This is a genomic window from Paraclostridium bifermentans (genome assembly GCF_019916025.1).
Classification (GTDB): domain Bacteria; phylum Bacillota; class Clostridia; order Peptostreptococcales; family Peptostreptococcaceae; genus Paraclostridium; species Paraclostridium bifermentans.
The window spans coordinates 77,052-100,756 of record NZ_CP079738.1 but is presented as its reverse complement, the minus strand read 5'-3'; the positions used below and the strand labels follow the sequence as shown (position 1 = coordinate 100,756).

At 27.1% G+C, this 23,705-nt stretch carries 29 protein-coding genes; 14 read left to right on the top strand and 15 right to left on the bottom strand.

The features are described 5' to 3' along the window. Positions 1–70 precede the first annotated feature (70 nt). From KXZ80_RS16655 to KXZ80_RS16645, 3 genes are all read left to right on the top strand, one after another. Positions 71–580, top strand: a complete 510-nt coding sequence (locus KXZ80_RS16655) for a GNAT family N-acetyltransferase (protein WP_021431870.1) — start codon at positions 71–73, stop codon at positions 578–580. A 160-nt stretch (positions 581–740) separates the two neighbouring features. Then, the gene (locus KXZ80_RS16650) at positions 741–1,040 is read left to right on the top strand and encodes a hypothetical protein (protein ID WP_021431869.1); all 300 of its coding nucleotides are present in this window, start codon (positions 741–743) and stop codon (positions 1,038–1,040) included. Between the two features lie 472 nt (positions 1,041–1,512). Continuing rightward, positions 1,513–2,679, top strand: coding sequence for a YkvI family membrane protein (locus KXZ80_RS16645; RefSeq protein ID WP_021431868.1), 1,167 nt, complete (start codon positions 1,513–1,515; stop codon positions 2,677–2,679). A 237-nt stretch (positions 2,680–2,916) separates the two neighbouring features. On the opposite strand, the gene KXZ80_RS16640 is transcribed toward KXZ80_RS16645, so the two are convergent. From KXZ80_RS16640 to asrA, 5 genes are all read right to left on the bottom strand, one after another. Then, positions 2,917–3,156, bottom strand: a complete 240-nt coding sequence (locus KXZ80_RS16640; RefSeq protein ID WP_021431867.1) for a hypothetical protein — start codon at positions 3,154–3,156, stop codon at positions 2,917–2,919. Between the two features lie 22 nt (positions 3,157–3,178). Further along, complete coding sequence (locus KXZ80_RS16635) at positions 3,179–4,429, bottom strand: Glu/Leu/Phe/Val family dehydrogenase (RefSeq protein WP_021431866.1); 1,251 nt, start codon at positions 4,427–4,429, stop codon at positions 3,179–3,181. A gap of 218 nt (positions 4,430–4,647) precedes the next feature. Beyond that, positions 4,648–5,697, bottom strand: coding sequence for a sulfite reductase subunit C (gene asrC, locus KXZ80_RS16630; protein WP_021431865.1), 1,050 nt, complete (start codon positions 5,695–5,697; stop codon positions 4,648–4,650). A gap of 12 nt (positions 5,698–5,709) precedes the next feature. Continuing rightward, on the bottom strand, positions 5,710–6,504 hold the full coding sequence (gene asrB, locus KXZ80_RS16625; RefSeq protein WP_021431864.1) for an anaerobic sulfite reductase subunit AsrB: 795 nt from the start codon (positions 6,502–6,504) through the stop codon (positions 5,710–5,712). Further along, positions 6,505–7,536 (bottom strand): anaerobic sulfite reductase subunit AsrA, encoded by a 1,032-nt coding sequence (gene asrA / locus KXZ80_RS16620; protein ID WP_021431863.1) that lies wholly within the window; start codon positions 7,534–7,536, stop codon positions 6,505–6,507. Between the two features lie 287 nt (positions 7,537–7,823). On the opposite strand from asrA, the gene KXZ80_RS16615 reads away from it, so the two are divergent. Beyond that, positions 7,824–8,327 (top strand): site-2 protease family protein, encoded by a 504-nt coding sequence (locus tag KXZ80_RS16615; RefSeq protein ID WP_021431862.1) that lies wholly within the window; start codon positions 7,824–7,826, stop codon positions 8,325–8,327. 521 nt (positions 8,328–8,848) lie between these two features. On the opposite strand, the gene KXZ80_RS16610 is transcribed toward KXZ80_RS16615, so the two are convergent. Then, positions 8,849–9,166, bottom strand: coding sequence for a hypothetical protein (locus KXZ80_RS16610; RefSeq protein WP_021431861.1), 318 nt, complete (start codon positions 9,164–9,166; stop codon positions 8,849–8,851). Positions 9,167–9,367: 201 nt separating this feature from the next. Here KXZ80_RS16610 and KXZ80_RS16605 point away from each other — a divergent pair, with 201 nt between their 5' ends. Then, positions 9,368–9,688, top strand: coding sequence for a DUF3784 domain-containing protein (locus KXZ80_RS16605; protein WP_021431860.1), 321 nt, complete (start codon positions 9,368–9,370; stop codon positions 9,686–9,688). A 123-nt stretch (positions 9,689–9,811) separates the two neighbouring features. Here the strand turns inward: KXZ80_RS16605 and KXZ80_RS16600 are convergent, their stop codons facing one another. Next, positions 9,812–10,348, bottom strand: a complete 537-nt coding sequence (locus tag KXZ80_RS16600) for a GNAT family N-acetyltransferase (protein ID WP_021431859.1) — start codon at positions 10,346–10,348, stop codon at positions 9,812–9,814. A gap of 304 nt (positions 10,349–10,652) precedes the next feature. Between KXZ80_RS16600 and KXZ80_RS16595 the strand changes: the two genes are divergently transcribed. The 3 genes from KXZ80_RS16595 to KXZ80_RS16585 are packed head-to-tail and all read left to right on the top strand — an operon-like array spanning position 10,653 to position 12,058. Continuing rightward, positions 10,653–11,093, top strand: coding sequence for a LytTR family DNA-binding domain-containing protein (locus KXZ80_RS16595; protein ID WP_021431858.1), 441 nt, complete (start codon positions 10,653–10,655; stop codon positions 11,091–11,093). Continuing rightward, on the top strand, positions 11,090–11,503 hold the full coding sequence (locus KXZ80_RS16590; RefSeq protein WP_021431857.1) for a hypothetical protein: 414 nt from the start codon (positions 11,090–11,092) through the stop codon (positions 11,501–11,503). The genes KXZ80_RS16595 and KXZ80_RS16590 overlap by 4 nt, the downstream gene beginning before the upstream one ends. Before the next feature lie 30 nt (positions 11,504–11,533). Then, a complete protein-coding gene (locus tag KXZ80_RS16585) occupies positions 11,534–12,058 on the top strand; it encodes a GNAT family N-acetyltransferase (protein ID WP_021431856.1) in 525 nt (174 codons plus the stop codon). Between the two features lie 219 nt (positions 12,059–12,277). Here KXZ80_RS16585 and KXZ80_RS16580 read toward each other — a convergent pair whose 3' ends face one another. The 4 genes from KXZ80_RS16580 to KXZ80_RS16565 form a co-directional block, all read right to left on the bottom strand. Next, entirely contained in the window at positions 12,278–13,402 is a 1,125-nt protein-coding gene (locus KXZ80_RS16580; RefSeq protein WP_021431855.1) for a C40 family peptidase, read from the bottom strand. Between the two features lie 258 nt (positions 13,403–13,660). After that, positions 13,661–15,070: a sensor histidine kinase gene (locus KXZ80_RS16575; protein WP_021431854.1), complete on the bottom strand. Its 1,410-nt coding sequence runs from the start codon at positions 15,068–15,070 to the stop codon at positions 13,661–13,663. Next, positions 15,060–15,734: a response regulator transcription factor gene (locus KXZ80_RS16570; protein WP_021431853.1), complete on the bottom strand. Its 675-nt coding sequence runs from the start codon at positions 15,732–15,734 to the stop codon at positions 15,060–15,062. Before KXZ80_RS16570 ends, KXZ80_RS16575 begins: the two co-directional genes overlap by 11 nt. A 141-nt stretch (positions 15,735–15,875) precedes the next feature. After that, positions 15,876–16,187 (bottom strand): hypothetical protein, encoded by a 312-nt coding sequence (locus tag KXZ80_RS16565; protein WP_021431852.1) that lies wholly within the window; start codon positions 16,185–16,187, stop codon positions 15,876–15,878. A gap of 193 nt (positions 16,188–16,380) precedes the next feature. Between KXZ80_RS16565 and KXZ80_RS16560 the strand changes: the two genes are divergently transcribed. The 4 genes from KXZ80_RS16560 to arsM are packed head-to-tail and all read left to right on the top strand — an operon-like array spanning position 16,381 to position 19,390. Beyond that, positions 16,381–16,761 (top strand): ArsR/SmtB family transcription factor, encoded by a 381-nt coding sequence (locus KXZ80_RS16560; RefSeq protein ID WP_021431851.1) that lies wholly within the window; start codon positions 16,381–16,383, stop codon positions 16,759–16,761. A 23-nt stretch (positions 16,762–16,784) separates the two neighbouring features. Next, positions 16,785–17,528, top strand: a complete 744-nt coding sequence (locus KXZ80_RS16555) for a metallophosphoesterase family protein (RefSeq protein WP_021431850.1) — start codon at positions 16,785–16,787, stop codon at positions 17,526–17,528. 19 nt (positions 17,529–17,547) lie between these two features. Then, on the top strand, positions 17,548–18,600 hold the full coding sequence (gene arsB / locus KXZ80_RS16550) for an ACR3 family arsenite efflux transporter (protein ID WP_021431849.1): 1,053 nt from the start codon (positions 17,548–17,550) through the stop codon (positions 18,598–18,600). 31 nt (positions 18,601–18,631) lie between these two features. Then, positions 18,632–19,390 (top strand): arsenite methyltransferase, encoded by a 759-nt coding sequence (arsM, locus tag KXZ80_RS16545; protein ID WP_156344330.1) that lies wholly within the window; start codon positions 18,632–18,634, stop codon positions 19,388–19,390. A 61-nt stretch (positions 19,391–19,451) separates the two neighbouring features. On the opposite strand, the gene KXZ80_RS16540 is transcribed toward arsM, so the two are convergent. The 4 genes from KXZ80_RS16540 to KXZ80_RS16530 form a co-directional block, all read right to left on the bottom strand. Then, on the bottom strand, positions 19,452–20,174 hold the full coding sequence (locus tag KXZ80_RS16540) for a DUF5714 domain-containing protein (RefSeq protein ID WP_021431847.1): 723 nt from the start codon (positions 20,172–20,174) through the stop codon (positions 19,452–19,454). A gap of 397 nt (positions 20,175–20,571) precedes the next feature. Next, the gene (locus KXZ80_RS17790) at positions 20,572–20,706 is read right to left on the bottom strand and encodes a hypothetical protein (RefSeq protein WP_021431845.1); all 135 of its coding nucleotides are present in this window, start codon (positions 20,704–20,706) and stop codon (positions 20,572–20,574) included. A gap of 99 nt (positions 20,707–20,805) precedes the next feature. Continuing rightward, positions 20,806–21,006, bottom strand: a complete 201-nt coding sequence (locus KXZ80_RS16535) for a cold-shock protein (protein WP_021428710.1) — start codon at positions 21,004–21,006, stop codon at positions 20,806–20,808. 132 nt (positions 21,007–21,138) lie between these two features. After that, positions 21,139–22,764: an EAL domain-containing protein gene (locus tag KXZ80_RS16530; protein ID WP_021431844.1), complete on the bottom strand. Its 1,626-nt coding sequence runs from the start codon at positions 22,762–22,764 to the stop codon at positions 21,139–21,141. 244 nt (positions 22,765–23,008) lie between these two features. Between KXZ80_RS16530 and KXZ80_RS16525 the strand changes: the two genes are divergently transcribed. Further along, positions 23,009–23,347, top strand: coding sequence for a cupin domain-containing protein (locus KXZ80_RS16525; RefSeq protein ID WP_021431843.1), 339 nt, complete (start codon positions 23,009–23,011; stop codon positions 23,345–23,347). 3 nt (positions 23,348–23,350) lie between these two features. Beyond that, positions 23,351–23,686, top strand: a complete 336-nt coding sequence (locus KXZ80_RS16520; RefSeq protein WP_021431842.1) for a cupin domain-containing protein — start codon at positions 23,351–23,353, stop codon at positions 23,684–23,686. Positions 23,687–23,705: the final 19 nt, after the last annotated feature.

Here is a 23,705-nt window from a genome sequence, read left to right as displayed (position 1 = left end):
TACCTATTTAAAAATTAATTGATATCATAACAAAAATAACATACCATTAATTTTAAAAAGGAGTAATGCTATGCTACAAAATTTAGAGTTAAAACCACCAAATATGATTTATATGAATAGCTTTCTAGAAAATATAAACGACTACAAAACAAATGGTGATTCAGAATATTTTAATATGTATAAAGTAGCAATACATAATTTCGAACAATACGTAACTAAATTAAATAATAATGCTAAAGGCTTTGATTTACCTAAAGGTTATATTCCTTCATCAACTTTTTGGCTGGTAAATGAGTATAACAATGTCTTAGGTGTAGTTAGAATTAGACATCAAGCAATTCCTTTACATGGTCATATCGGATATGATATAGCTCCACGATATAGAGGTAATGGCTATGGTAATAAAATATTAGAATTGGCATTACCTTTAGCAAAGCAACTTGGTATTAATCAAGTTATATTAAATTGTGAATCTACAAATATACGCTCCCAAAAGGTTATAAAATTAAATAATGGTGTATTGTTTAAAACTATAGTAGAAGATGGTAATGTTTATAATCAATTTATTATTGAAATATAAGTATCTTACTCCAAAATATCTATATATTAATCCAAATATAAAAATTATAAATAACTCTATGGTAAAATTCATTTAAAATTGTACCTCTGTTTTAATTAAATGATACAACTTGATTTTCAATAAGATATGAATTGAATAAAACTTAAAAAGGGAGACAGCTTTGAAAAAATTTTTAAAATATAGTATTTCTATTATGTTATTTTTAGCTACATTATTGTATTTATTTTGTACACCTATTGGATCTTTAAGATTAGCTGTATTAAAACATGGATATCCTATAAATGCTTTAAATATGTCAGTATCAATTGCTTCATATAAACAACCTAATGATATCAAAAAAAATCAGACTATGTACACTATAAATAACCCTCCAATCGAATCATCAACTCAAACATCTTTAGAAAATTGGATTATATCAAAGTATGGGCCATTATACATTGGAGAATATTTTGGATATTAAAAGTAAATACCATTAAAATTTAGGGCTATAGGTCTAAGATATATATACTATAGCCTTCTTAATTATTTTTAAATAATATTTGTTAATTCTCTTTATTTATTACTTCAAGCTTAAACATCTATATTTTTTTATAATAAATTTCCGAGTCAAAACCATATAAATTCGCCATCTTATTTATCCTTTATAACTGTTGTTAATCAGCTTGTTAACAATATAAAATGCTAATTAAGTCTATTTGAATAAATAGTAATCAAAAATAATTTTAAATTTTTTGTAGAAGGAAATCGGAAATCTTTATCAAATACTTATATTGCAGGAATTCTTGCATTCATATATTTCTCAACCCATTCAACTATCCTGCTTATTTGATTTCAAGAACTTTCAAATATACAATTCTAAAAAATTCACACAAACATTTGTTGTTATAATAACAACAAACGTGAATACAATTATACCAAAGGAGATGTTTAAGATGAAAAGCAATAACTTAGATCCATTAAATTCTAAACCTAACTTTAAGGGAATTTTGGGTGTTGCTTCAGTTTGGTTTGCCGCTCACGTCGGGGGAGGCTTTGCTACAGGTAATCAGACAATGAATTTCTTTGTTGAAGATGGATGGTACACATTCTGGATACCAATCCTAATTATCGGTATTATAGCTTTAGTTTATAGGGAAACAATGATTATGGCTAAAAATCACCAAGCTTATGACTACAGAACAATAGCTAAAAAACTTTATGAACCATATGATAAGGTATTACCTATCGTATTTGAAATTTGTTATTTAATAATAGTTTTACTTGCTACAGGAGGTTCTATCGCTGGGGCAGCTGCATTATTTGCTGAATTTGGACTTAGCTACAATCTTGGAGTAGTGGCAACAGGATTAGTATTATTTATACTAACAATATTTGGTGCTAACCTAATTAGAAGTGCCTCTTCATTTATGACTGTCATAATAGTCGTTTGTCTTACTCTAATATGTTATATAGGAATATCTGCAAATGCTGATAATTTTACTCAATTAGCAACAACTGGATATGCAACTTCATCAGTTTGGGAGGCCTTATGGTCAGGCCTTCAATATGCTGGATTCCAAGCTATAGTGTGGTCAATAGTTGTAAGTGTCTGTCAACCTCTTAAAACAGATAAGGAAATCAATTTAACAACTATAATAGGGTTTGTATTAAACAGTGTAATGATCGTACTGAGTTGTATGATGTTATTTGCATGGCTTCCAGGGACTTCTGGAGAAACTCTTCCTATTCTTTATATTTGTAAGCAAATAGGTAAAGGATGGCTTATAGTATTGTACTCAATTGTACTTTTACTTGCATTTATATCTACTGGTATAGGATGTGTATTCGGTGCAATTGCAAGATTTGAAAATATTATTAAAGTTCCAGCAAACATAACAGTTAGAAGAGGAGTTCTTTCTCTATGCTGTATGATTCTATCTATGGCTATATCTCTTTTCGGTCTTACAAACATAGTTAAGATTGGATACGGATATACTGGTATAATTGGTATTTTCGTTGTAATAATACCAGTACTTACTGTTGGTCATATTAAAAATAAAAAATTCAAATTAAATCAACAAACTCAAAATTCACAAGAAAATGTAATTGTAGAAGAGTAGAGTTAATTATAAATTATTTTGCAAGTTCATAGCTAATTGCTAAAAATAAATAAAAGGACTTAGAATCTTAATAACCTAGATTCTAAGTCCTTTTTTACGCTTAATAAAATTATATTTCACTAATATTTGTGGATAACTTTTAAAACCTAGTGATCCCATTATTTTGGTGAAAGTAAAAAATGACATTTTGAGCAACGGACGAAGTCGTTGGCGACATGAGCAAAGCGAATTTTTATTTTAAAATATAGAAAGTATTTTTACATGGTTTTCTTCTATAAGATTTTTAAGGCATTTATTATCTATACTCATTTTTTCTAGAACTTCTTCAATGCTATAAACATCTGGTAAAAAATACTCATTTTTTACTATATGTTTTTGATTATTTATATCTTTTACAATGTATATATCATCTTGATGCATAAATTCTATATCACATTCTGTGTTTATAAAATCCATCCAAATATTTAATTCACTCATATATACAGCCCCTTATATAGAATTATTTTAATATTCCTCTTAGATTCATAACTTCTTGAATTCTTTTTATAGACTTCATGTAAGTAGCAGTTCTCATATCAACAGAATATTTTTTCATTATATCCCATATCTCTTCAAATGCTGTTATCATTGTTTCTTTTTGTTTTACTTGAACTTTCTCAAAACTCCAAATTACTCTTTCTAAATTTTGTACCCATTCAAAGTAAGAAACTGTAACACCCCCACTATTTGCAAGTATATCTGGTATAACTACAACATCTTTTTCATATAAAATTTTGTCTGCTTCAGGAGTAGTTGGTCCGTTTCCTCCTTCACATATAATTTTAGCTTTTACTTCATTGGCATTTTCTTGTGTAATTTGCTTTTCTAACGCACAAGGGAAAAGTATATCTATATCCATTGTTATTACACTTTGAGATACTTGTATAGCTCCTGGGAATCCTTTAATGCATCTGTTTTCCATATTATATTTAATAAGTTCTTTTACATTGATGCCATCTTTATTATATATACATCCTGTATGATCTTCTACGGCTATAATTTTTGCTCCAACTTCATCCATATATTTGGCAGTATAACTACCTACATTCCCAAATCCTTGTATTCCTACAGTAGTACTATTTAAGTCCATATGTTTTTTCTTAGCAGCTTCAATAGCCATATTAGCTACTCCAAATCCTGTGGCCTCTGTTCTTGCTAATGATCCATAAAACTCTACTGGTTTACCTGTGTACGCACCTGGTGAAAATTTACCTGTTGCCTTTGTATGTTCATCTAGCATCCATACCATAATTTCTCCATTTGTGTTAAGATCTGGAGCAGGAATATCTTCATACTCGCCAACTATAGGTGCTATCGATTTAGCAAACCCCCTTGATATTCTTTCTAACTCTGACTTTGAGTAATCTCTAGGATCGATATTAATTCCACCTTTTCCCCCTCCATAAGGTAATCCTACTACACTACATTTAAATGTCATCCAAGTAGATAAAGCCTTTACCTCATCTAAGCATACTGCAGGATGGAATCGTAACCCCCCTTTGAAAGGACCACAAACATTATTATGTTGAGCTCTGTAACCTGTAAATAATTTTATACTTCCATCATCCATTGTTACTGGAAATGATACCTCTAAAACCCTCATAGGACTTTTTAAAACTTCATAAACAGATGAATCTAATTCTAACTTATCGCATGCATTTTTAATTTGTGTTCTTGCAATTTCTAATAATCCAAAATTTTTAGTTTCCATAATAAAACCCCCTTGAAATATTAGAAAACGTTTTCTATTTATTTATATATTACCATCTAATTCCATAGTTGGCTAATTGCAATTATAAATGAATACAATTAGATTTTTTTATAGTTACAATAGATTCAAGATACTTGATGTGTCTATATTGTATAGATTATTCACAAGTTTTTATTTAATGAAAAAAAGACATACTTAAGTATGTCTTTTTCTAAAATTTATTTTCTAATTTCTCTATCTGATTCAACTACATTGTGTTTATTAATTGGCTTAACATTAAAGTTTGATCTATATTCAGTTTCCGCCCAGAATATATTCTCAGCCACTAAAGCCTCAGGATTTAACTCTACACCATCTAAAATTATCTCTTTAAACTTATGATATCCTGCTCTATCAATTAAATGTCCACCATGTAAATACTGTGGCTTATAATCTAGAGCCCATGCAGAGAACTTTTGCCAGTTTCCAAAGATGCCTAAAACAACTTCCTCAGTTGCAAAATTTATAAAAGTTTTACCCATTCTAGGAGTTTGTTTCCCTGATCTTCCTCCTATAACTATTCTATAAAATTTCTCAGGCTTTCTTGTCCATGCACTTGCAGGACATGCTAATACGCATTCTCCACACCCAACACAACAGCATATATCTTTATCTACTAACCCTTTGTTATTTAAGCTTAGAACCCTTGTGGCATGGTGCTCACATGCTTTAACACAAGCTCCGCACCCTATACATCTTTCAGGATGATATTCCATTCTAGCTTGACCTATAACTCCAAAATCTTGAAAATGTCCTTTAGCGCAATCATTTGGACAACCTGCTACAGATACTTTTATATGATAGTGAGAAGGGAATACTAATTTTTCTATTTTATTGGCCATATCTTTTGTGTTAACATTTCCTTTTATACAATGAGTATTGCCTATACAAGCCATTACATTTCTAGCTCCTATTGTAGGATATCCATTTTCCGTAATCTCCATATCGCAGTTGCACTCATCAACTTCAACTTCTTTTAGATAGTCTTTTATAAATTCATTAACTTCATCAATATTTTCATACTTTATTCCTGGAATATTAAATGTTTGTCTCATCCCCATGTGGAATGTTCCATTTCCCCATCTTTGAGCAATCTCTTGAATATCATTTAGGTATTTAGCATTTACAGTTCCACCTGGAACACGCATTTGAAGCATAAATTCACCTGGAACTTTTGATTGACGAAAGCAATTTAATCTAACTTTTTTTATATCTATATCATGATTCATAGTTAACCCCTCCTAGTCTAATAATGTCTTAGCCTTTGTATAGTTAAATACCGGTCCTTCAAGGCATACATAAGTTTCGTTTATTCTGCAATGTCCACATTTACCTACTGCACAAGACATTTTTCTTTCAAAAGAAACCCATATTTTTCCCTCTGGAACTCCCAGTTTTAAGAACTCTAAAGCTGTAAAATGCATCATCACCGGTGGTCCAACTATTATAACCTCATAATTATCTTCGAATTTTTCTAAAGGTAATTTGTTTAGATGCGTAGTTACAAGACCTTTTTTCCATCCACACTTTGTATCATTGTCTAAAGTATATATGGTATTAAACTTTTCACTCCATCTTTCTAAATCATTCTCAAAAAGTATACCTTCTGAATTTTTAAATCCAAACACAAGGTTTACACTTTTAGAAAATTCAGGTTCATTATAGAATTTATTTATTAAACTTCTTACTGGTGCGACTCCTGTACCTCCAGCTACTATAATTAAATTCTTTCCTTTAAATTGATCTACTGGCCATCCTTTACCATATGCACCTCTAAGAGCTATTTTATCTCCAGGGCTTAATTTAAATATTTCATCCGTTACTTTTCCTACTGCTCTTATCGTAAATTCTAAATATCCATTATCAAATCCACTTACTGATATAGGTGCTTCTCCAACTTTTGGAAGAGATAATTGTAAAAACTGACCATGTTCAGGAACAACATCACTTGCTATTCTAAATGTCCATTCGTTATCAGTTTCTTTAAATAGGTCTATTATCTCACATGACTTAGGTGTTAAAATATTTTCTCCCATTTACTTCTCCTCCTTTAGTTCTTTAACAGCTTTTGAAACCTTGTTTATAGTAGCTGTAATAGATATATTCTCTGGGCATCGATCTGTACATCTACCACATCCTACACACATATGTTCATTTCCAAATTCAGCTTTGTAATCGTGTATTTTATGCATTACTTTATATCTCATCTTATCTCCAGCTGTTTTTCTAAATACATGACCTCCTGCCATTTCATCAAATCCATCTACATGACAAGATGCTTGAATTCTTTTTCTTTCTCCAATGTTACTTTCTGCGTCATGAACTATATCTGTTGTTGTAAAGCATGTACATGTACTACAAGCTATGGTGCAACTTCCGCATTGAATACATCTTTTATTGTACTCTTCCCACATTTTATGAGTTTTTAATTTATTTAAAATTTCTATATTATCTATTTCTGGAATTTCTACTTTTATTTTATTTTCTTTAATAAATTGAAGTTCAAATTCATCTTTTTTCTTATCTTCAAAATATTTACTAAAAGAATTGTCTTTAACATTAAACAGTAGATTATCATCATTAAATCTTACTGCTAAACTATAGTCATCTACTGTATTGCTATTCATTGATACACAGAAACAAGTATCCCATCCTTCAGTACACTCCATACATATAAACTTAACTTTATCTCTTACTCTTTTATAGAATATATCTTCAAAGTTTCCATTTTTAAGGTATATATTGTCTTGTCTTTTTTGAGCATTTATATCACAAGGTCTTGCAAAGATTAAAATTTTCTTTTGACTTTTCATAGTACTTTCTCTAAATTCATTTTCTATAAAATAATATAGAGTTTGTGATATAGGAGTAATAACTTCCTTTGCAGGATAAGTTGATTTTTCTTTAAATACAATTTCTTCAACAGAATTTATTTCATCATACTTAATTATATCTGTATCTGAGTATCTTCCTTGCTTCTCAAATCTCTTTGGAGCATAAATTATGTACTCTTTTTTTAATTCATTAAATAAATCATTAACCTCTTGTAATTTTAATTTGTAGCTCATGTTAATTTCCTCCAAGTATTAAAATAACTTATGATTGAAAGTCTCATAAATTTTTGGATACTTCTCGTCTATATTGGTAAAAAGTTTTCTAATTTAATTTAAAATTTTAAAAGTTCGAAAGCGCTTTCTGTTTATAAATATACTATCATCAAATTTTGCATATTAAAAATTGCAATTTTCAATACATATAATTAAATTTCTTAATAGTTAGTTAGATTTTTATCAATGTATATTTTCCGGAATAGTATTTGAATGGTTGATAATATAATTATCTAAGGGGTGGAAATATGAGTTTACGTTGCTTAGATTTTTTAATTTATCCAATCATATATATTTTATCAATGCCAATTTTAGTTTTATTTCATGAGTTAGGTCATGCAATTTCCGCATTAATACTTACAGATGATGTTGTAAGTATTTATATAGGAACAGCTAGTTTAAATAAAAAGTTTAGATTTGGTAGGTTAACTATTTATTTTAATGGTTATTCATCCTTAATTGATATATCGTATGGTTGTGTAAATTGGAATCCAATGTATAATAATTTAAAATCAATTTTAATGAATGCCGCTGGACCCCTTATATCTTTATTAATTGCTTTTCGATTTTTTATAATTTTAGATAATTATCATCTATCGTACTTTTTAATGAAGGTTTATAATGGAATATTTATTTTTAGTTTTAGCCAATTTTTATTTACAATTTTTCCAATTAAATACACTTATAGACCCTATGTCGGGTTTTCAAGTGATGGATATAAAATCTTACAACACTTGAAAATACTACATTAGAGTATTTAATTTTAATTAATCTAATTGCAAAAACAGGAAAATACGATGTTTTTGTCGTTAATTTTAAATTTGTGTAACATTTTGTTTCCTTTACTTGTACATAGATTTAAAATAAAATATATAATTATATATTTTATTGAGGTGGTAAAATGAGTGCAAAACAATTAATCTTATTAGTTTTCGCTATTTTGTTAAGTATTTATAATGTTTATACCCTTTATCAAAAGGATAGATAATTTAATGTACATTGCTTAAGTTCTAAATTTATAGTCTGACTATCTAAAAAAGAGTATATATATCTAAATTGATTTTATTAATTTAGATATATATACTCTTTTTTAATGCTCTTATTAATATTAGTTAATTAAACTTGTAAAGTTCATAAATTTTATGAATCAATAATAAAATTTATGAATATGTTAATATGTATAACTAAGGTTTATTTATATGTGACTTAGTTATACATTATATTTAATCCAGTACTTTTACTCTCATTTGTGCTGGATTATTTTTTATGCTATTCATAGCTCTCCATAATCTATATATTCTTGACTACATACATACTTAAGCATACAAACTCTTTCTAAATTTCTGTTTGCACACTCTAGTGTTTGATTTAAACATATAGATGCCCTATAATGCTTTCTAGCCAACCCTAAATTACCTTGTAATTCATAGTAAATGCCAAATAAATTATGTGGTTCAGCAGCATTAAAATTTGCCATAATAGCTGAAAGTATATGTTCCTTTGCATTGTTAAAATCATTATTTTGTAGACTATTTACTGCATTTCTTATATTTAATTTAAATGAGTCTAACCTAGTTTCTTTGGATAACATATTGATATCCCCCCCTTATATTTTATTTAATAATATTTTATTAAAATCCATATAAATTTGTTGTTAAGATATATACTTTTATATAAAAACACTATTAAGATTTCTTAATATATTTAATACTCTATTTCTTATTTAAAATCGCTATAATCATTGTATATACTATTTCGAAAAATTTTAATGTACAAAAGGGGAGAATTTAGAATGTTTTATAGTTCTTTATCTATGGCAGGAATATTTTTTATAATATCATTTATATTTTTTATATTTAAAGATAAAGCGTGTATTTTGATCGGTGGATATAATTTAATTTCTAAAGATAAAAGAAAATATTATGATGAAGTAAAATTAAGTAAAGATTTTAGAAATACATTTTTTAACTATGGCCTAATATTTTTGATAGGAGGAATTGGATGTTTATTTATATCTAATTGGTGTTTTTGGATAGCATTTTTAGTTTGGTTAATTTACTTTTCTAAAAATGTTAGTTTTAGTAATAAGATATTTGATAAATATAAGATTTAAAGGTTCAAGGAAGTAAAATTGGATAAAATTTTAATTATTAAACATCATTCATATTATATAAATCAAAATAAATATCTTAATATGAATGATGTAATATACATTATTTTATATACCTTAAAGTATCTACCTTAATTTCATCGAATAAATAACTCTAACTTTATTTTTGTCCTTATCATCACTTGATAATTCTTTAAATTTAAAGCCTAATTTTTCTGCTAGCTTTATAGATGCTGTATTTTGAGGATATATATGGGCTTCGATTGTTTGAACAGGTGTACTTTCACTTACATGGTTAATTAATAATGGAGCGGCTTCACTCATGATTCCTTTGTTCCAGTGAGCTTTCTTTAACATATAGCCAATTTGAACTTTATTTTCATTTTCATCAAAATGGTGTAGAGCAAGATCTCCTAAATATTTATTAGTACTTTTTTCAATTACTCCCCATCTTATAAACCACTTTTTTTCAAATCCCTTATCTATAATGTCAATAAGCTTTATAATGTCTTCTATATAACTAATTTTTTGACCTGAGTTAAACTTCATAACATCCTCATCTGAATACATTTCCAAGATATCTCTTGAATCTGAATATGCTATCTTTCTCAAAAGGTACTTATCAGACTCTATTTCTTTAAATTCATTAAATAAACTATACATATACCATCACCCCAACCTTTTATAAAATAATATTAGTATACTTTACTACCCTATATTTCTATAAATAATCAAAATACCTTCTCACACTCTCTAATTTAAATTTTTCTATTTAGCTAATTTATAACTTCGCTATATTACTCCTATATTCATTTATTTCACTCCAATTTAATTATTTAAAATGTATTATTCTCTATATAAAAATTATTATTGTATGTAACTGTGTTATTAAAAAGTGCACCAAAACACAAATCTGTAGATAATTAAACTTTTTGATAGTATATTTAAATCAAGAAAGGAGTTAAATATGAAAATTAATATTTTGATAGATAAGATTTTAAGCAGAGATGAAGTAGAAATTAAGGTTTGTCCTGAAAATGTAAACCTTGGACATGATTTAGAAAGCTACATAAGACAAATTTCAAAAATAACAGTTATAAATACTAAAAATAATAGCAAAACCAAAGTAAATATCAACGATATATTAGAATTTCAGTCAGAAGGTAATATGTGTTGTGTAAAAATGAAATCTAAAGAACTTTATTTGATAAATAAACGACTAAAAGAAATAGAAAGTCTAAACTATAAAAGTTTTGTGAAAATCAACAATCAAACAATTATTAATCTAAATGAAGTTAAAGAGTTTTCATCTGCCCCAAATGCAAGATTAGAAGTAATACTTAGTGATGGCTCATTTCACTTTGTAAATAGACATTATGTAAAAATAATAAAGGAGAGACTATTATGATTAAACAATTTAAATCATCTTTTTTTCAAATATTTTCACTAACATTTATATGGGTCTTGTTATTAATTTCTATATTTTTAGGAGATGTATCATTATCCGTTAAATATACCTGGAACTTAGTTTGTATATGTGCTATTTCTGCAATTATATTTGGAGTAATGTATCCTGCTTTATGGAATTTCTCATCACTTAAAGCTTTTAATAAGATTGCTATATCATCTATTATAAATACACTTGGAGGAATTATAACTGTATGGTTATTTTCACCAGATATGTTTATTTTTATAAAACCATGGATATTATATATTTTTATACTTACAATAATAGGTCATGTTATTGGTTTTTATTTTTACTCAAAGTGGGATAATGCAAAAACATCTGAAGAACTAAATAATTTATTAAAAAAATAATTATAACTTTAAAAGGGGGAATTCTACATTATGAACAAGTTGATTTTACATGTTCCATCATTTGAAGAACTTAAGTACAGACAACTAATTTTATCTCAGGAAGATACCATGTCTTACAATAAAGGTTATAATCTTGGAATTGAAAACTATAATAACGAAACAGGTTGTATTGATTTTTCTAAAAAGTATTGGAGTGAATGGTATTCTAAGTGGATATCTGAAAGAGTAAATATGTACTATGCTTATATTTTAAATATCAAAACTGATGAGTTTGTAGGTGATGTATGCTTTTACTATGATCCCTCAAATGATTTACACCGCATAGGAATAGTTATAGAGAGTAAGCATAGATGTAGAGGATATTGCACTAAAGGTTTATTAAAACTTGCAGCTACTGCATTCAATGACTTTGATGTGAGGGTTTTAAGAAATGTAATTCCTTTAGATAGAAAAAGTGCTATAAAGGGTCATAAAAGTGCTGGTTTTAAAGAAGTTGATATTGATAGTAATTTCATTACACTAGATTTATTAAAATCAGAATATTTATCTAATTAATAATAAAAAATTTTATTTGAATAATACCACATAAAAATAGTTAAGGAATATTTAGTTACAAATACTCCTTAACTATTTTCTAATATTTATATAACTTTAAAAAATTTAATGAGGTTACAATATAGAACAAAATTTTAAGGTTTATCTATAGTATTGTTTATATTTTAAAATTTATGTATGAATAAATTTTAATTCTTCATAAAATACATCAATTGCAAATTATATAACTCTTTTTGCCCATAAATAAGCACCATTCCAATAACTTGTATTTATATTGCTTTTCTTTACAACATCTCCTGGTTTAGGTGCATGTATCATTTCTCCATTACCAACATATACTCCAACATGGCTCACTCCGCCACTTCCATCAGTACTCGAGAATATTAAATCTCCTGGCTGTAGATCAGATCTGCTTACAGTCGTTCCAAAGTTAGATTGTTGACTAGATGTTCTAGGTAAATTTATACCTCCAGCATTTTTAAATATGTAAGTCATAAGACCTGAACAGTCAAAAGAATTAGGACCTTCAGCTCCCCATACATAAGGTTTACCTAACTGCGAATAAGCTAAGTCTACTATTGCAGATTGCTTACTAGAGTTACTCGCTGGAGGGGTTTGTGATTCTTCAGGCTTACTATTTTCTGCTCCAGCATTTATATCTTGTTCAGGTTTATCAGTATTTGCTGATGGATTTTGAATTACATCAGTTTCATTATTTTCATTGTTTTGTTCAATATTGCCATTCTCTTGTGGTTTACTAATTTGTTGAGTAGTGTTTCCATTTACACTTGAGCTTGTAACTCCTTTTACTACTTCCTCTTTTATTTTTATAACTGGCTTTTCATTTGTTATGTACTTGCTATATATATATCCTTCTTCATTATTGTACTTAACCTTTATCCAATCTCCATTATCTTCTAAAAATTCTACTTTTGTATCCTTCTCTAAAACTTCATATACTTTAGAATGTAAATTTTTCTCTTCTCTAAAATTTACATTGTTAGCACTTATATATAATGAGTCGTTTTTTACATCTACATAATTTGAATTTATCCATCCTGATTGTTCATTTTCTAGTTCAACTTTGTACCAATCATTGTCTTTACCTAATATTTCAAGTTCCGTTCCTTTTGGAACTGCATATATTTTATTCTTATCTTCTACTTTAGGTGTATTTCTTATATTAAGCCCTTTTTTAGCGTTAACTTTAGCCGTCTTATATGTTATTTTTTTATATTCATCTTTACTTTTTGAACTTCCTTTATCCTCATTTGCAAATGCACTCATGCTTGATGATACTATCATAATTGCAGTAATAGGTATTAAAACTTTTCTCTTTAGCATAATTAATCTTCCTCCATTTATTTGTAACTTTTTTGTAACTTATTAAAGAATATCAAACAATTATGAATAAATTATGAATAAATTGTAAAATTTTTTTAATACCACTATATTTTTATAAAAAATAGGTAAATCCTTTTTAAGAATTTACCTATTTTTAAAAATTATATCTATGTTAAAGAGGAGAATATCTTATGGAATTATAATAGAGTAAAAGTATGAATAAATTGTGAATTTGATGTTAAATTTACTTTAATTATTTTAATTACTTATAATTGGTAGTGTAATTATAAATTCACTTCCTTTATTTTTCTTGCTTTTAACCTCTATTTTACCTTTGTGTAGATCAATTATTGATTTTACAATAGTAAGTCCAACCCCAATACCTCCTGTTTCTTTGCTTCTAGACTCATCAACTCTGTAAAACCTTTCAAAGATATACTTTAAACTTTCCTTTGGAATACCTACCCCATCATCTTTAAAATGTATTTTAATATTTTCTTTTTCTTCATATGCATTAATATATATATTTCCCCCATTGTTTGTATATCTTATTGCATTCGAAAGTAAATTCACAACAACTTGTGAAATTTTATCTTTGTCCAAATATGCATTTATATTTTCTAAATTCATCATTATATTTATGTTTTTTTCTAGTGCACACCCTTGATTGTTGTAAACTATATTTTTGATAAGTTTCTCTATATTAACTTCAGTTAAATTAAGTTTATTTTTTTCACTATCAAACTTAGCTAAGTTTTTTAATTGATTGACTAAATTAGTAAGTCTTATTACTTCTTCATTTACACTATTTAGTCTTTCTATACTTGGGTCCCAAACTCCATCTATCATTGCTTCTAAATGAGTTTGTACATTTGTAAGCGGAGTTCTGAGTTCATGAGATATATCTGTAGTTAATCTTTTCCTCAAGTTTTCTTGTTCTTCTAATTTTAATGATAAATTATTTATGGATGATATAAGAGTATCAATTTCGTATATATTGCTTTGATAATCAATTTTGCTATCAAAACCGCCCTCTCCCATTAAATTTGCCATATTAGATACAACTTCTATTGGTTTAGAGATATTGTTAGAAATTAGTATAGCTATAAATACTGTTACTAAAGTCATTAAAATACCGATTATTGTAATTACCTTGTTTATTTCTTCTAAAAAATCAACATCATTATCCATGTAATAAAGAGTACCATATGTTCCAATTTTTACAGATCCAATAACTTCATCACTAGAATTTTTTAAACTAAATGTTTGTTCCGTATACTTCCCATGCCAATTTGACCTTGTATGATTCATGTTGTTTTCTATGTTTCCCATAATTTTGTTGCATCTATCTTGGCTATATGTCGTAGCCCCCCAAATTAGTGTTTGATCTGTATCATATAAATCTATAAATATACCCTTGTTTATGGCATTTTCTCCTATTTTTTCTATACTATATAAGTTCCATCTCCCATCCATATATTCTGATTGAATCGAGTTTATTAAGTTAGAAACCTCATTTTTATTATTTTTAATTATATATTCTTCAAACTTCTTCTCAAAAACACTATTTATAGATACAGCTATGGTTATCACGACTAGAATTATTAATGATACTAAAGATAGAATTAATTTTTTATTAAGTCTTTGCTTTCTTAATTTATAACCCAAATTTATAACCTACCCCATATACAGTTTGAATAATTTTAGCCTTTTTTGTATCTAATTCTATTTTTTGTCTAAGATTTTTTATATGAGCATCTATAATTCTATCAACTTTTTCATAATGTTCCTCTATTGCTAACTCTAGTAATTGTTCTCTGCTAAATATCCGATTTGGATTTTTTGCAAATAATAAAAGTATCTTATATTCGGTATTAGTTAATATAATTTTTTCACCTCTCACTTTTACATCATGTGACGACATGTTTATTTCAAGTTTATCTGAAAATTTTAATACATCTTTATTTTCTACGTCTAATTTTCTAAAAACTGCTTTTACCCTTAAAACTAACTCTTTAACATTAAAAGGCTTGCATACGTAGTCATCACACCCTGTGTTAAATCCTTCTATACGGTCTTCATCTTCAGTTTTCGCGGTTAGCATTATTATGTGAACCATAGAAGTCTCTCTTACTTTTTTGCAAATATTTTCTCCACTTATATCTGGTAGCATTCTATCTAAAATTATTAAATCTAAGTTGTTATTAGTAATATATTTAAGCGCTTGCTCTCCATTATTAGCTACTATACAGTTATATCCTTCTTTTTCTAAATATGCTTTAATAACTTGTGTTATCTTCTTCTCATCATCTACTATCAATATATTAAACATTTATACGTCTCCCTTTTCTATCTTGCTATATAAATTAATTACAATATACCATAAAATTATTAATTTTATAGTATATTGTAATTAATCTTCGCAGGGAAAAAGCTAATCTCTATTTTGAGATTAGCTTTTTCTATGTAAAAATTAGTTTATACTTCCATTTCCATAGTTCCCATATGAACAACAATTTCTGTAATTTGAATTAGAATCTGAATTTGAGTTCTTGTATTGAGTTCCATCTAACTTTTCAATTTGATTTGTTTCTTGACTTAGTTCTTTAAACTGAGTATTCACTTGGTTAAAATCATTTTGATCTACATTTGATACTGCTGGAGTTACCCCATTTGAAAATGTCTGAGTAGCAACATCTTTTTCATTTGCAAATATTGTTACTCCCATTGTTCCTGCCCCTATTACTAGCCCTAATGCTAATGCCCCTACTAATGATTTTTTCATATAATCACTACCTTTTCTTATTATTTTTATCCTAATAATAAGAAAAAAATATGAATAAATTATGAATAAATATTAATTTCTAAAAGATTTAAAATAAAAACATCAAATTTTTTTGATTTATTTGTTTACAAATCATTTTATTTAACATATCATATGATTATAAGTGAATATGTTAATATGAAAAGGAGTTATTATGGAACTTATACAAATGTTAAAAGCTTTAAGCGATGAAACTAGATTAAGAATACTTAATATTTTAAGAGATGGACCTTTATGTGTTTGTGAAATAGAAGCAATACTTGAAATATCACAGTCTAATGCATCTAGACATTTAAGTAAGCTTACTAATGCTAATTTGGTTAATTATTACAAAGAGGCAAAGTTTATTTATTATAAATTAGATGATGAGACTTTAAATGAATATAATTTTATTCAAAATATTTTAGACAATGAGTTAGATAAAGATACACATCTAAGATATGATTATGAAATTTTAAAAGCATACAAAAAAGCTAATTTAAATTGTGATACTGTTTCACAGGTTAAAAATGTAATCTCACAGATAACAAAATAAATCAAATTTAGGAGGTAACGTACATGAAAATAGCAGTAATATCGGATATACATAGCAACATATATGCACTAGATTCAGTATTAGCTGATATTGAAACTAAAGGTGTAGATATGACAGTATGCACAGGTGATTTAGTAGGCTATGGAACGAGACCAAATGAAGTTATTGAAACTTTAAAGAAAGATAAGATACTTACTATAATGGGTAATTATGATGATGCTATAGGAAACTTAAAAATAGTTTGTGGATGTGATTACCCAGATCCTAAAGATGCTGAAAAAGCAGGTCTTTCAATGCACTTTACAGGTCAAACTACAACCAAAGGAAACAAAGAATATCTAAAAAATTTACCAAAAGAATTAATCTTTACGTTTGATAGTAAAACTATAAGATTTGTTCATGGAAGTACAAGACTTATAAATGAGTATTTAAAGGAAAACTCAAAAGAAGCAGATGAGGTTATGAGTGAGTTAGTAGAGGATATATTAATTTGTGGTCATACTCATATTCCATATGCCAAGTTTTATGGAAAAAAGCTACTTATTAATGCTGGAAGTGTTGGTAAACCTAAAACAGGTAACCCAAATGCAAACTATATAATTATAGATATAAAAAATGAAGATGAAATAACTAAAACTCCATCAAGTGTTGAAGCAGAAATTATAGAAGTCAAATATGATTTTGAAAAAATGGCAAATGAGATAGAAGAAAATGAAATACTTCCAAATGACTTTGCAAGACTTATAAGAGAAGGAAGTTCTAAATAAAAATATAGGAGGAAAAATAGTGAGCAATAAAAAAGAAAAAAGTGGAGGACTGGGTGTATTTGAAAAATATTTAACAGTTTGGGTAGCACTTTGTATAGTGGTTGGGGTTTTAATAGGAGTTTATTTACCTCAAATACCTAAAACTCTAGATAAATTCACTTACGCTCAAGTTTCTATACCTGTAGCTATACTTATATGGCTAATGATTTATCCAATGATGCTTAAGATAGATTTTACATCTATAAAAAATGCTGCAAAACAAAAGAAAGGCTTAGTTGTTACTTGCGGAACAAACTGGTTAATAAAGCCATTTACAATGTATGCGATATCATATTTCTTCTTAGTTATAGTATTTAAGAACTTTATACCAGCTGATTTAGCAAAAGAATATTTAGCAGGAGCAGTGTTACTTGGAGCAGCACCATGTACAGCTATGGTATTTGTTTGGAGTCACTTAACAGATGGAGATCCAGCATACACACTAGTTCAAGTTGCAGTAAATGACCTTATATTACTAATAGGCTTTGCTCCCATTGTAGCTTTATTATTAGGTGTAACTAATGTAGTTGTTCCAATGGATACTCTGTTATTATCAGTTGTATTATTTGTTATAATTCCATTTGTTGCAGGATACTTATCAAGAACTATGATAATAAAAAACAAAGGATTAGATTTTTTTGAAAATGAGTTTTTGCCTAAGTTTAATGGGATAACTGTAGTTGGATTATTACTAACATTAATAATATTATTTGCTTTCCAAGGACAGAAGATTATAGATAACCCAACACATATACTATTAATTGCAATACCACTTACAATACAAACATTCTTTATATTCTTCCTAGCTTATCTTTGGTGTAAAGCATGGAATTTACCTCATAATGTAGCAGCACCAGCAGGTATGATAGGTGCTAGTAACTTCTTTGAACTTGCAGTAGCAGTTGCAATAGCTTTATTTGGATTAAATTCAGGAGCGGCACTTGCTACAGTAGTTGGAGTACTTGTTGAAGTTCCAGTTATGCTTGCATTAGTTGCAATAGCAAATAAAACTAAACATTGGTTTAATAAATAATAAAATTTTATAAAAAGGTGGTGCTTGTAATATGAAAGATATTACTACTGGAGAGATAAAAAATATAGTTAGAGATAGCTATAAAAAAATTGTAACAAATGAGTCTAATCTAAGCTGTTGCGGAGAAGACATATCTAAAAGTATAGGGTATTCTAATGAAGATATGGATATAGTTCCAAAAGATTCTAACTTAGGTTTAGGATGTGGAAACCCTCACTTAATTGCAGATATAAAAGAAGGTGAAACTGTGCTTGATTTAGGTAGTGGAGCTGGATTTGACTGTTTCTTAGCATCTAAAAAAGTTGGAAATAATGGACTTGTTATAGGTGTTGATATGACTCCAGAAATGTTAAGTCAAGCGAGAAGTAATGGCTTAACTAACAATTATAAAAATGTAGACTTTAGACTAGGTGAAATTGAAAACCTACCTGTAGCAAATGACTTAGTTGATGTTATAATATCAAACTGTGTTATAAATCTATCTCCTAATAAGCAAAGAGTCTATGATGAGGCTTATCGTGTTCTTAAAAATGGCGGTAGATTATCTATATCAGACATAGTTCTTATGAAAGATTTAACTCAGGAAATGAAACAAGATGAAAAACTATATTGTGGCTGAGTCACAGGAGCCTCTTCAGTTGAAGAGTTAGAAGTTTACTTAGAAAATTCAGGATTTAAAAATATAAAAATAGATGTCAAACCTGTTTCTAAAGAGTATGAAGAAAAGTGGGGTCATAACTTAAACGTAGGTGAATATATTATGTCTGCTTCAGTTACAGCTATTAAATAGAAACATATAAATAAAAAAGTATATCCTTTGGGATATACTTTTTTATTTATATGTTAATAGTCTAATTCAACTCTAAGACTAATTCATCGTCAGTATAAAATTTGCATTTTGAATTTAAGCATTCTTTATTTAAACTATTGAAATTACACTTTAAATCTAAAGTTTTATCTAAATCCACTTTTAAATGTTCTTTAGTAAAATCTATAGCTGTTTCTATAGCTGTAAAAGAATCTCTTTTGCAACATCTTGGCCCTCCATACTTACTTATATTTTCAAGCGCCTTTGATGTCATTAAATTACAAAGCCCCCATTCCTCTTTATTCATAGGACCTGACTCTTGTATTAAACTAGTATAAATTCCACAACCTACTCCAGCTCCACATGCTCCGTAAAATCCACAGAATCCCCCTAATACATTCTTAGCTCTTTTTTGGCACTCGTCTAATAAACTTTCTAACTTTGCTTTTTCATTAGTTTTGTTTAAAAATGCAGTGCTTAATACTGCTGGAACTAAATAATGATGCTCTGGTCCATGCATTTTAATAGCTGGATGCTTCATCAAATCTACTGCCATTTCTAATGGATTTATACTATCACTATTTAAACAATAGTTAGTTATAGCCGTAAGTGCATCACTACTATGACATGAATCACATACATAGTGTCCATTTTTGCATACTATAGCTGATTCGTAAGTTTTTTTACAGAAATAACATACTCTTTCCTTACTCTCATTTTCATAAAGTACTTCTTCATTACAAATTAAACAATTAAACTTATTCATTTTTTATTCCCCCATTAATCTATAAAGTCATATCCTAGTATTCCCAATTATAATTATACATTTTAGAAATTAATACTAATAGTACTTTTATAAAAATTTTTATTAGCAGGATCTTTAATATAACGTTTTTCCAGATGCTGAGATTAAAGGTATTTAGAATAAAATTTAATTTACAAATATAAATATTTTGGATAGTAAAAATTTTGAATCTGAACATATTGATAGTAAATAGAAATTACAAGTTTATTGTTTTAACTGAAATTAATTAATAAATTTAAATCATAATAGAACTGTTAATTTAGAAATGTATGAAGATATTATATATGAATTCTCAAATCCTATGTTATATGTTAATTTCAATGCTCAATATCTAAATGATACTATGGAAAAGTTTAATTTATATATATTTTTCTATAAGTAGAGTTATTTTTTTTTCAATATAACAGACTAATTTATATCCAATAAATAAAACTCCAACTAAAAAAAATGTATTTAATGTTTTTAAAATTAATTCGTTTGTAAAATTAATCATTAAGTTCACCACCTAATAGATTATATATTGTATAATCTAAAAATTTTTATAAAAAAAAGACACTTTTTTGTGTCTTTTTAATTAACATGAATATATATATTATAATATAGTTATGTTTTCTGCTTGAAGACCTCTAGCACCTTTAACTATATTAAAGCTTACTTTTTGACCTTCTTCTAATGATTTAAACCCATCAGTTTGTATAGCTGAGAAATGAGCGAATACATCTTCTCCTCCATCTACTGTTATGAAACCAAATCCTTTTTCATTGTTAAACCATTTTACTATTCCATTTTCCATTGAAATGTACTCCTATTAACCATATCAAGACCTAATCTTGATTTACTTTTGTATCTCTACAAATACTATTATAACATATATAATTAATAATAGATAGTCTTTTCTGTCAATTATAATTAAGTTCACTTATTATCAACTCTGTTTTATAGTAAAGTGCTCTAATTCTTCAATATCAATTGGCTTAGAATAGAAAAATCCTTGTATATAAATTTTTTCATAATCTATATTCTTTATAATCTCTAATTGGTCATCATTTTCTACACCTTCACATACAATTGATTTATCTGAAACTTTACATATTTCACTTACAAACTCAATGATTTTTCTTTTTAATAAAGTAGTTTTTATATCACTAATAAAATATCTATCTAACTTTATTATATTAGCATCTATTTGACTTAATAAATCTAAGTTAGAATATTCTATACCAAAATCATCAATAGCTATAGTAAAACCATGCTTTTTCAGTATTAATATGGATTTTTGTATTTTAGATAAATCACTAGATTTAAATTTTTCTACAATTTCTAAACATATTAAATCCTTAATAAAATCAGGACTTTTACTAATTTCTATAAGTTTTTCTATAAATTCTTCATCTTCAATTTCTATACATGATATATTAACTGAAATATAAAACTTACTGTTTTTACAAATTTCATAGGTTTTAATTTTATCATAGTCTTCTAAGACTTTCTTTATTATCCATATAGATATATCAAATATCATATTACTTTTTTCTATGTCTTCTAGAAAATAATTTGGTGTTAAGATCCCTTTTTCACTTTTCATTCTTAAAAGAGACTCTAATCCTACTATGTTATTAGTTTTAGGATTTATTATTGGCTGATAATACATTACATACTTATCATTTCTTAAGTTTTCACTGATTTCTTTTCTCTTACGTATTGTTTTTGTTTTTCTAAAGATAATGTAATATATAAATAATAATATAAATAAAATTAATACTAAAATAATCTTATTTTTAAAAACATTCTTTGAAAAGTACTCGTTATAATACTTATTATAAATTAAAATTCCATATTTGCTTTCTGATAAAACTTCATCAATTTGATTTATAAGTGATTCATTGCCTTTAGACCCCGCTATATATACTGGCTCGCAAGAAAACTCTAAAATTCTATTAAACTTCTGATTTTCTAAATCCTTATTTATAGGAGCTACTATAAAGTCTACTTTAGACTCCTTTAAATCAGTTTGCGCTTCTTCATATGAGCTTTCATTTATAAATTCTGTTTGTATATTCTTTTTTCTTAGCATATTTGAAACATATTTATTATTTTGCTCGTTTTTTATATATCCAAACTTTAGACCATTAAGCCCTTTTAAGTCATTATATTTTTCATTCCGATTTGCATATATAGCATAATTTTCATCTGCTATATAATGATCTGTAAATATGTAATTTTGTTCTCTATCAGAAGTTTTACTTAATCCAAACAATAAATCGATTTTTCCACTTTTTAAATAATCTAATCCTTCTTGAGTTTTACAGTTAACATAAGTATATTTAAATCCTAATTTTTTAGAAATAAACTTTAATAAATCATTATAATACCCACTAGGCTTTGATCCTTTATCTAAAGAATAATAAGATCCATAGTCATAAAGGCCTACTTTAACTTCTTTTTTATTTTTATTACCATCAATATCTATATTTAAAAATAAAAAAAAGAAAACACTAATTACAATTGTAATTTGGATTATATAAATTAAATATTTTTTTAATTTTTTCATATATAGTTCCCCTTAATATATAACAATTTAGTTATTATATAATTTTTCTTAGCTTTAATAAAGTACCTAAGTTTATAGTATTGCTATAACCCATGTGTACACCTTACTCTTATACTTTATACCATTTTCCTATACGACTTACACTTTAAATAAAATCTAAAACTTTGATTATAATCACATTTTTATTTTAAGGATTCAAATATAATGTACCTATAAAATAAATACATTAAAAGGAGATTATGATATGAGTGAATTAATAAAGAACATTGTAAAAGGACAAAGCATAGATTTTGATAGTTTAGTAAGTTGTAAAGATGGTCAAATAGAAACAGTTACTATAGCTCAGAAAAAAGGTGTAGGCATCACAGTTCTAGCCTTTGGAAAAGGTGAGGGGGTTGGTCCTCATGCAGCAAAAGGTGATGCTTTAATTTATATACATGAAGGGGTCGCAACTGTAAAAATAGGAGATAACTCAATGGAAGCCACTAAGGGTCAATTTGTTGTAATGCCTGCAAATATACCTCATCAAGTAACAGCAAAAGAAGATATGAAAATGCTTTTAGTTGTAGTTAAGGAGGATTAGCATATGAAATACTTAAGAAATATTGAACCTTTTAAAAAAATAGCATTAAATGAAATGATAAGTCACACGGGAAACAAAATTGCTAGCAAAGCTTTAATAGATAACGATAATACAGAAATAAGATTCTTCTCATTTGCAAAAGGTGAAAGCATAGATAAAGAATATTATGAAATGGAAACTTTATTTGTAATGATAGAAGGTAGTTGTAAAATTTTATACAATGAAGATGAAGAAGTAGTATTAAATGAAGGAGACATAGTCGCAATGGAGGCAGATATAAATTACGGAGTACAGGCTCTAAGTGATGTGAAATTATTTAATATTTTAGTAAAATCGTAGATATATAAAAAAGCTATAG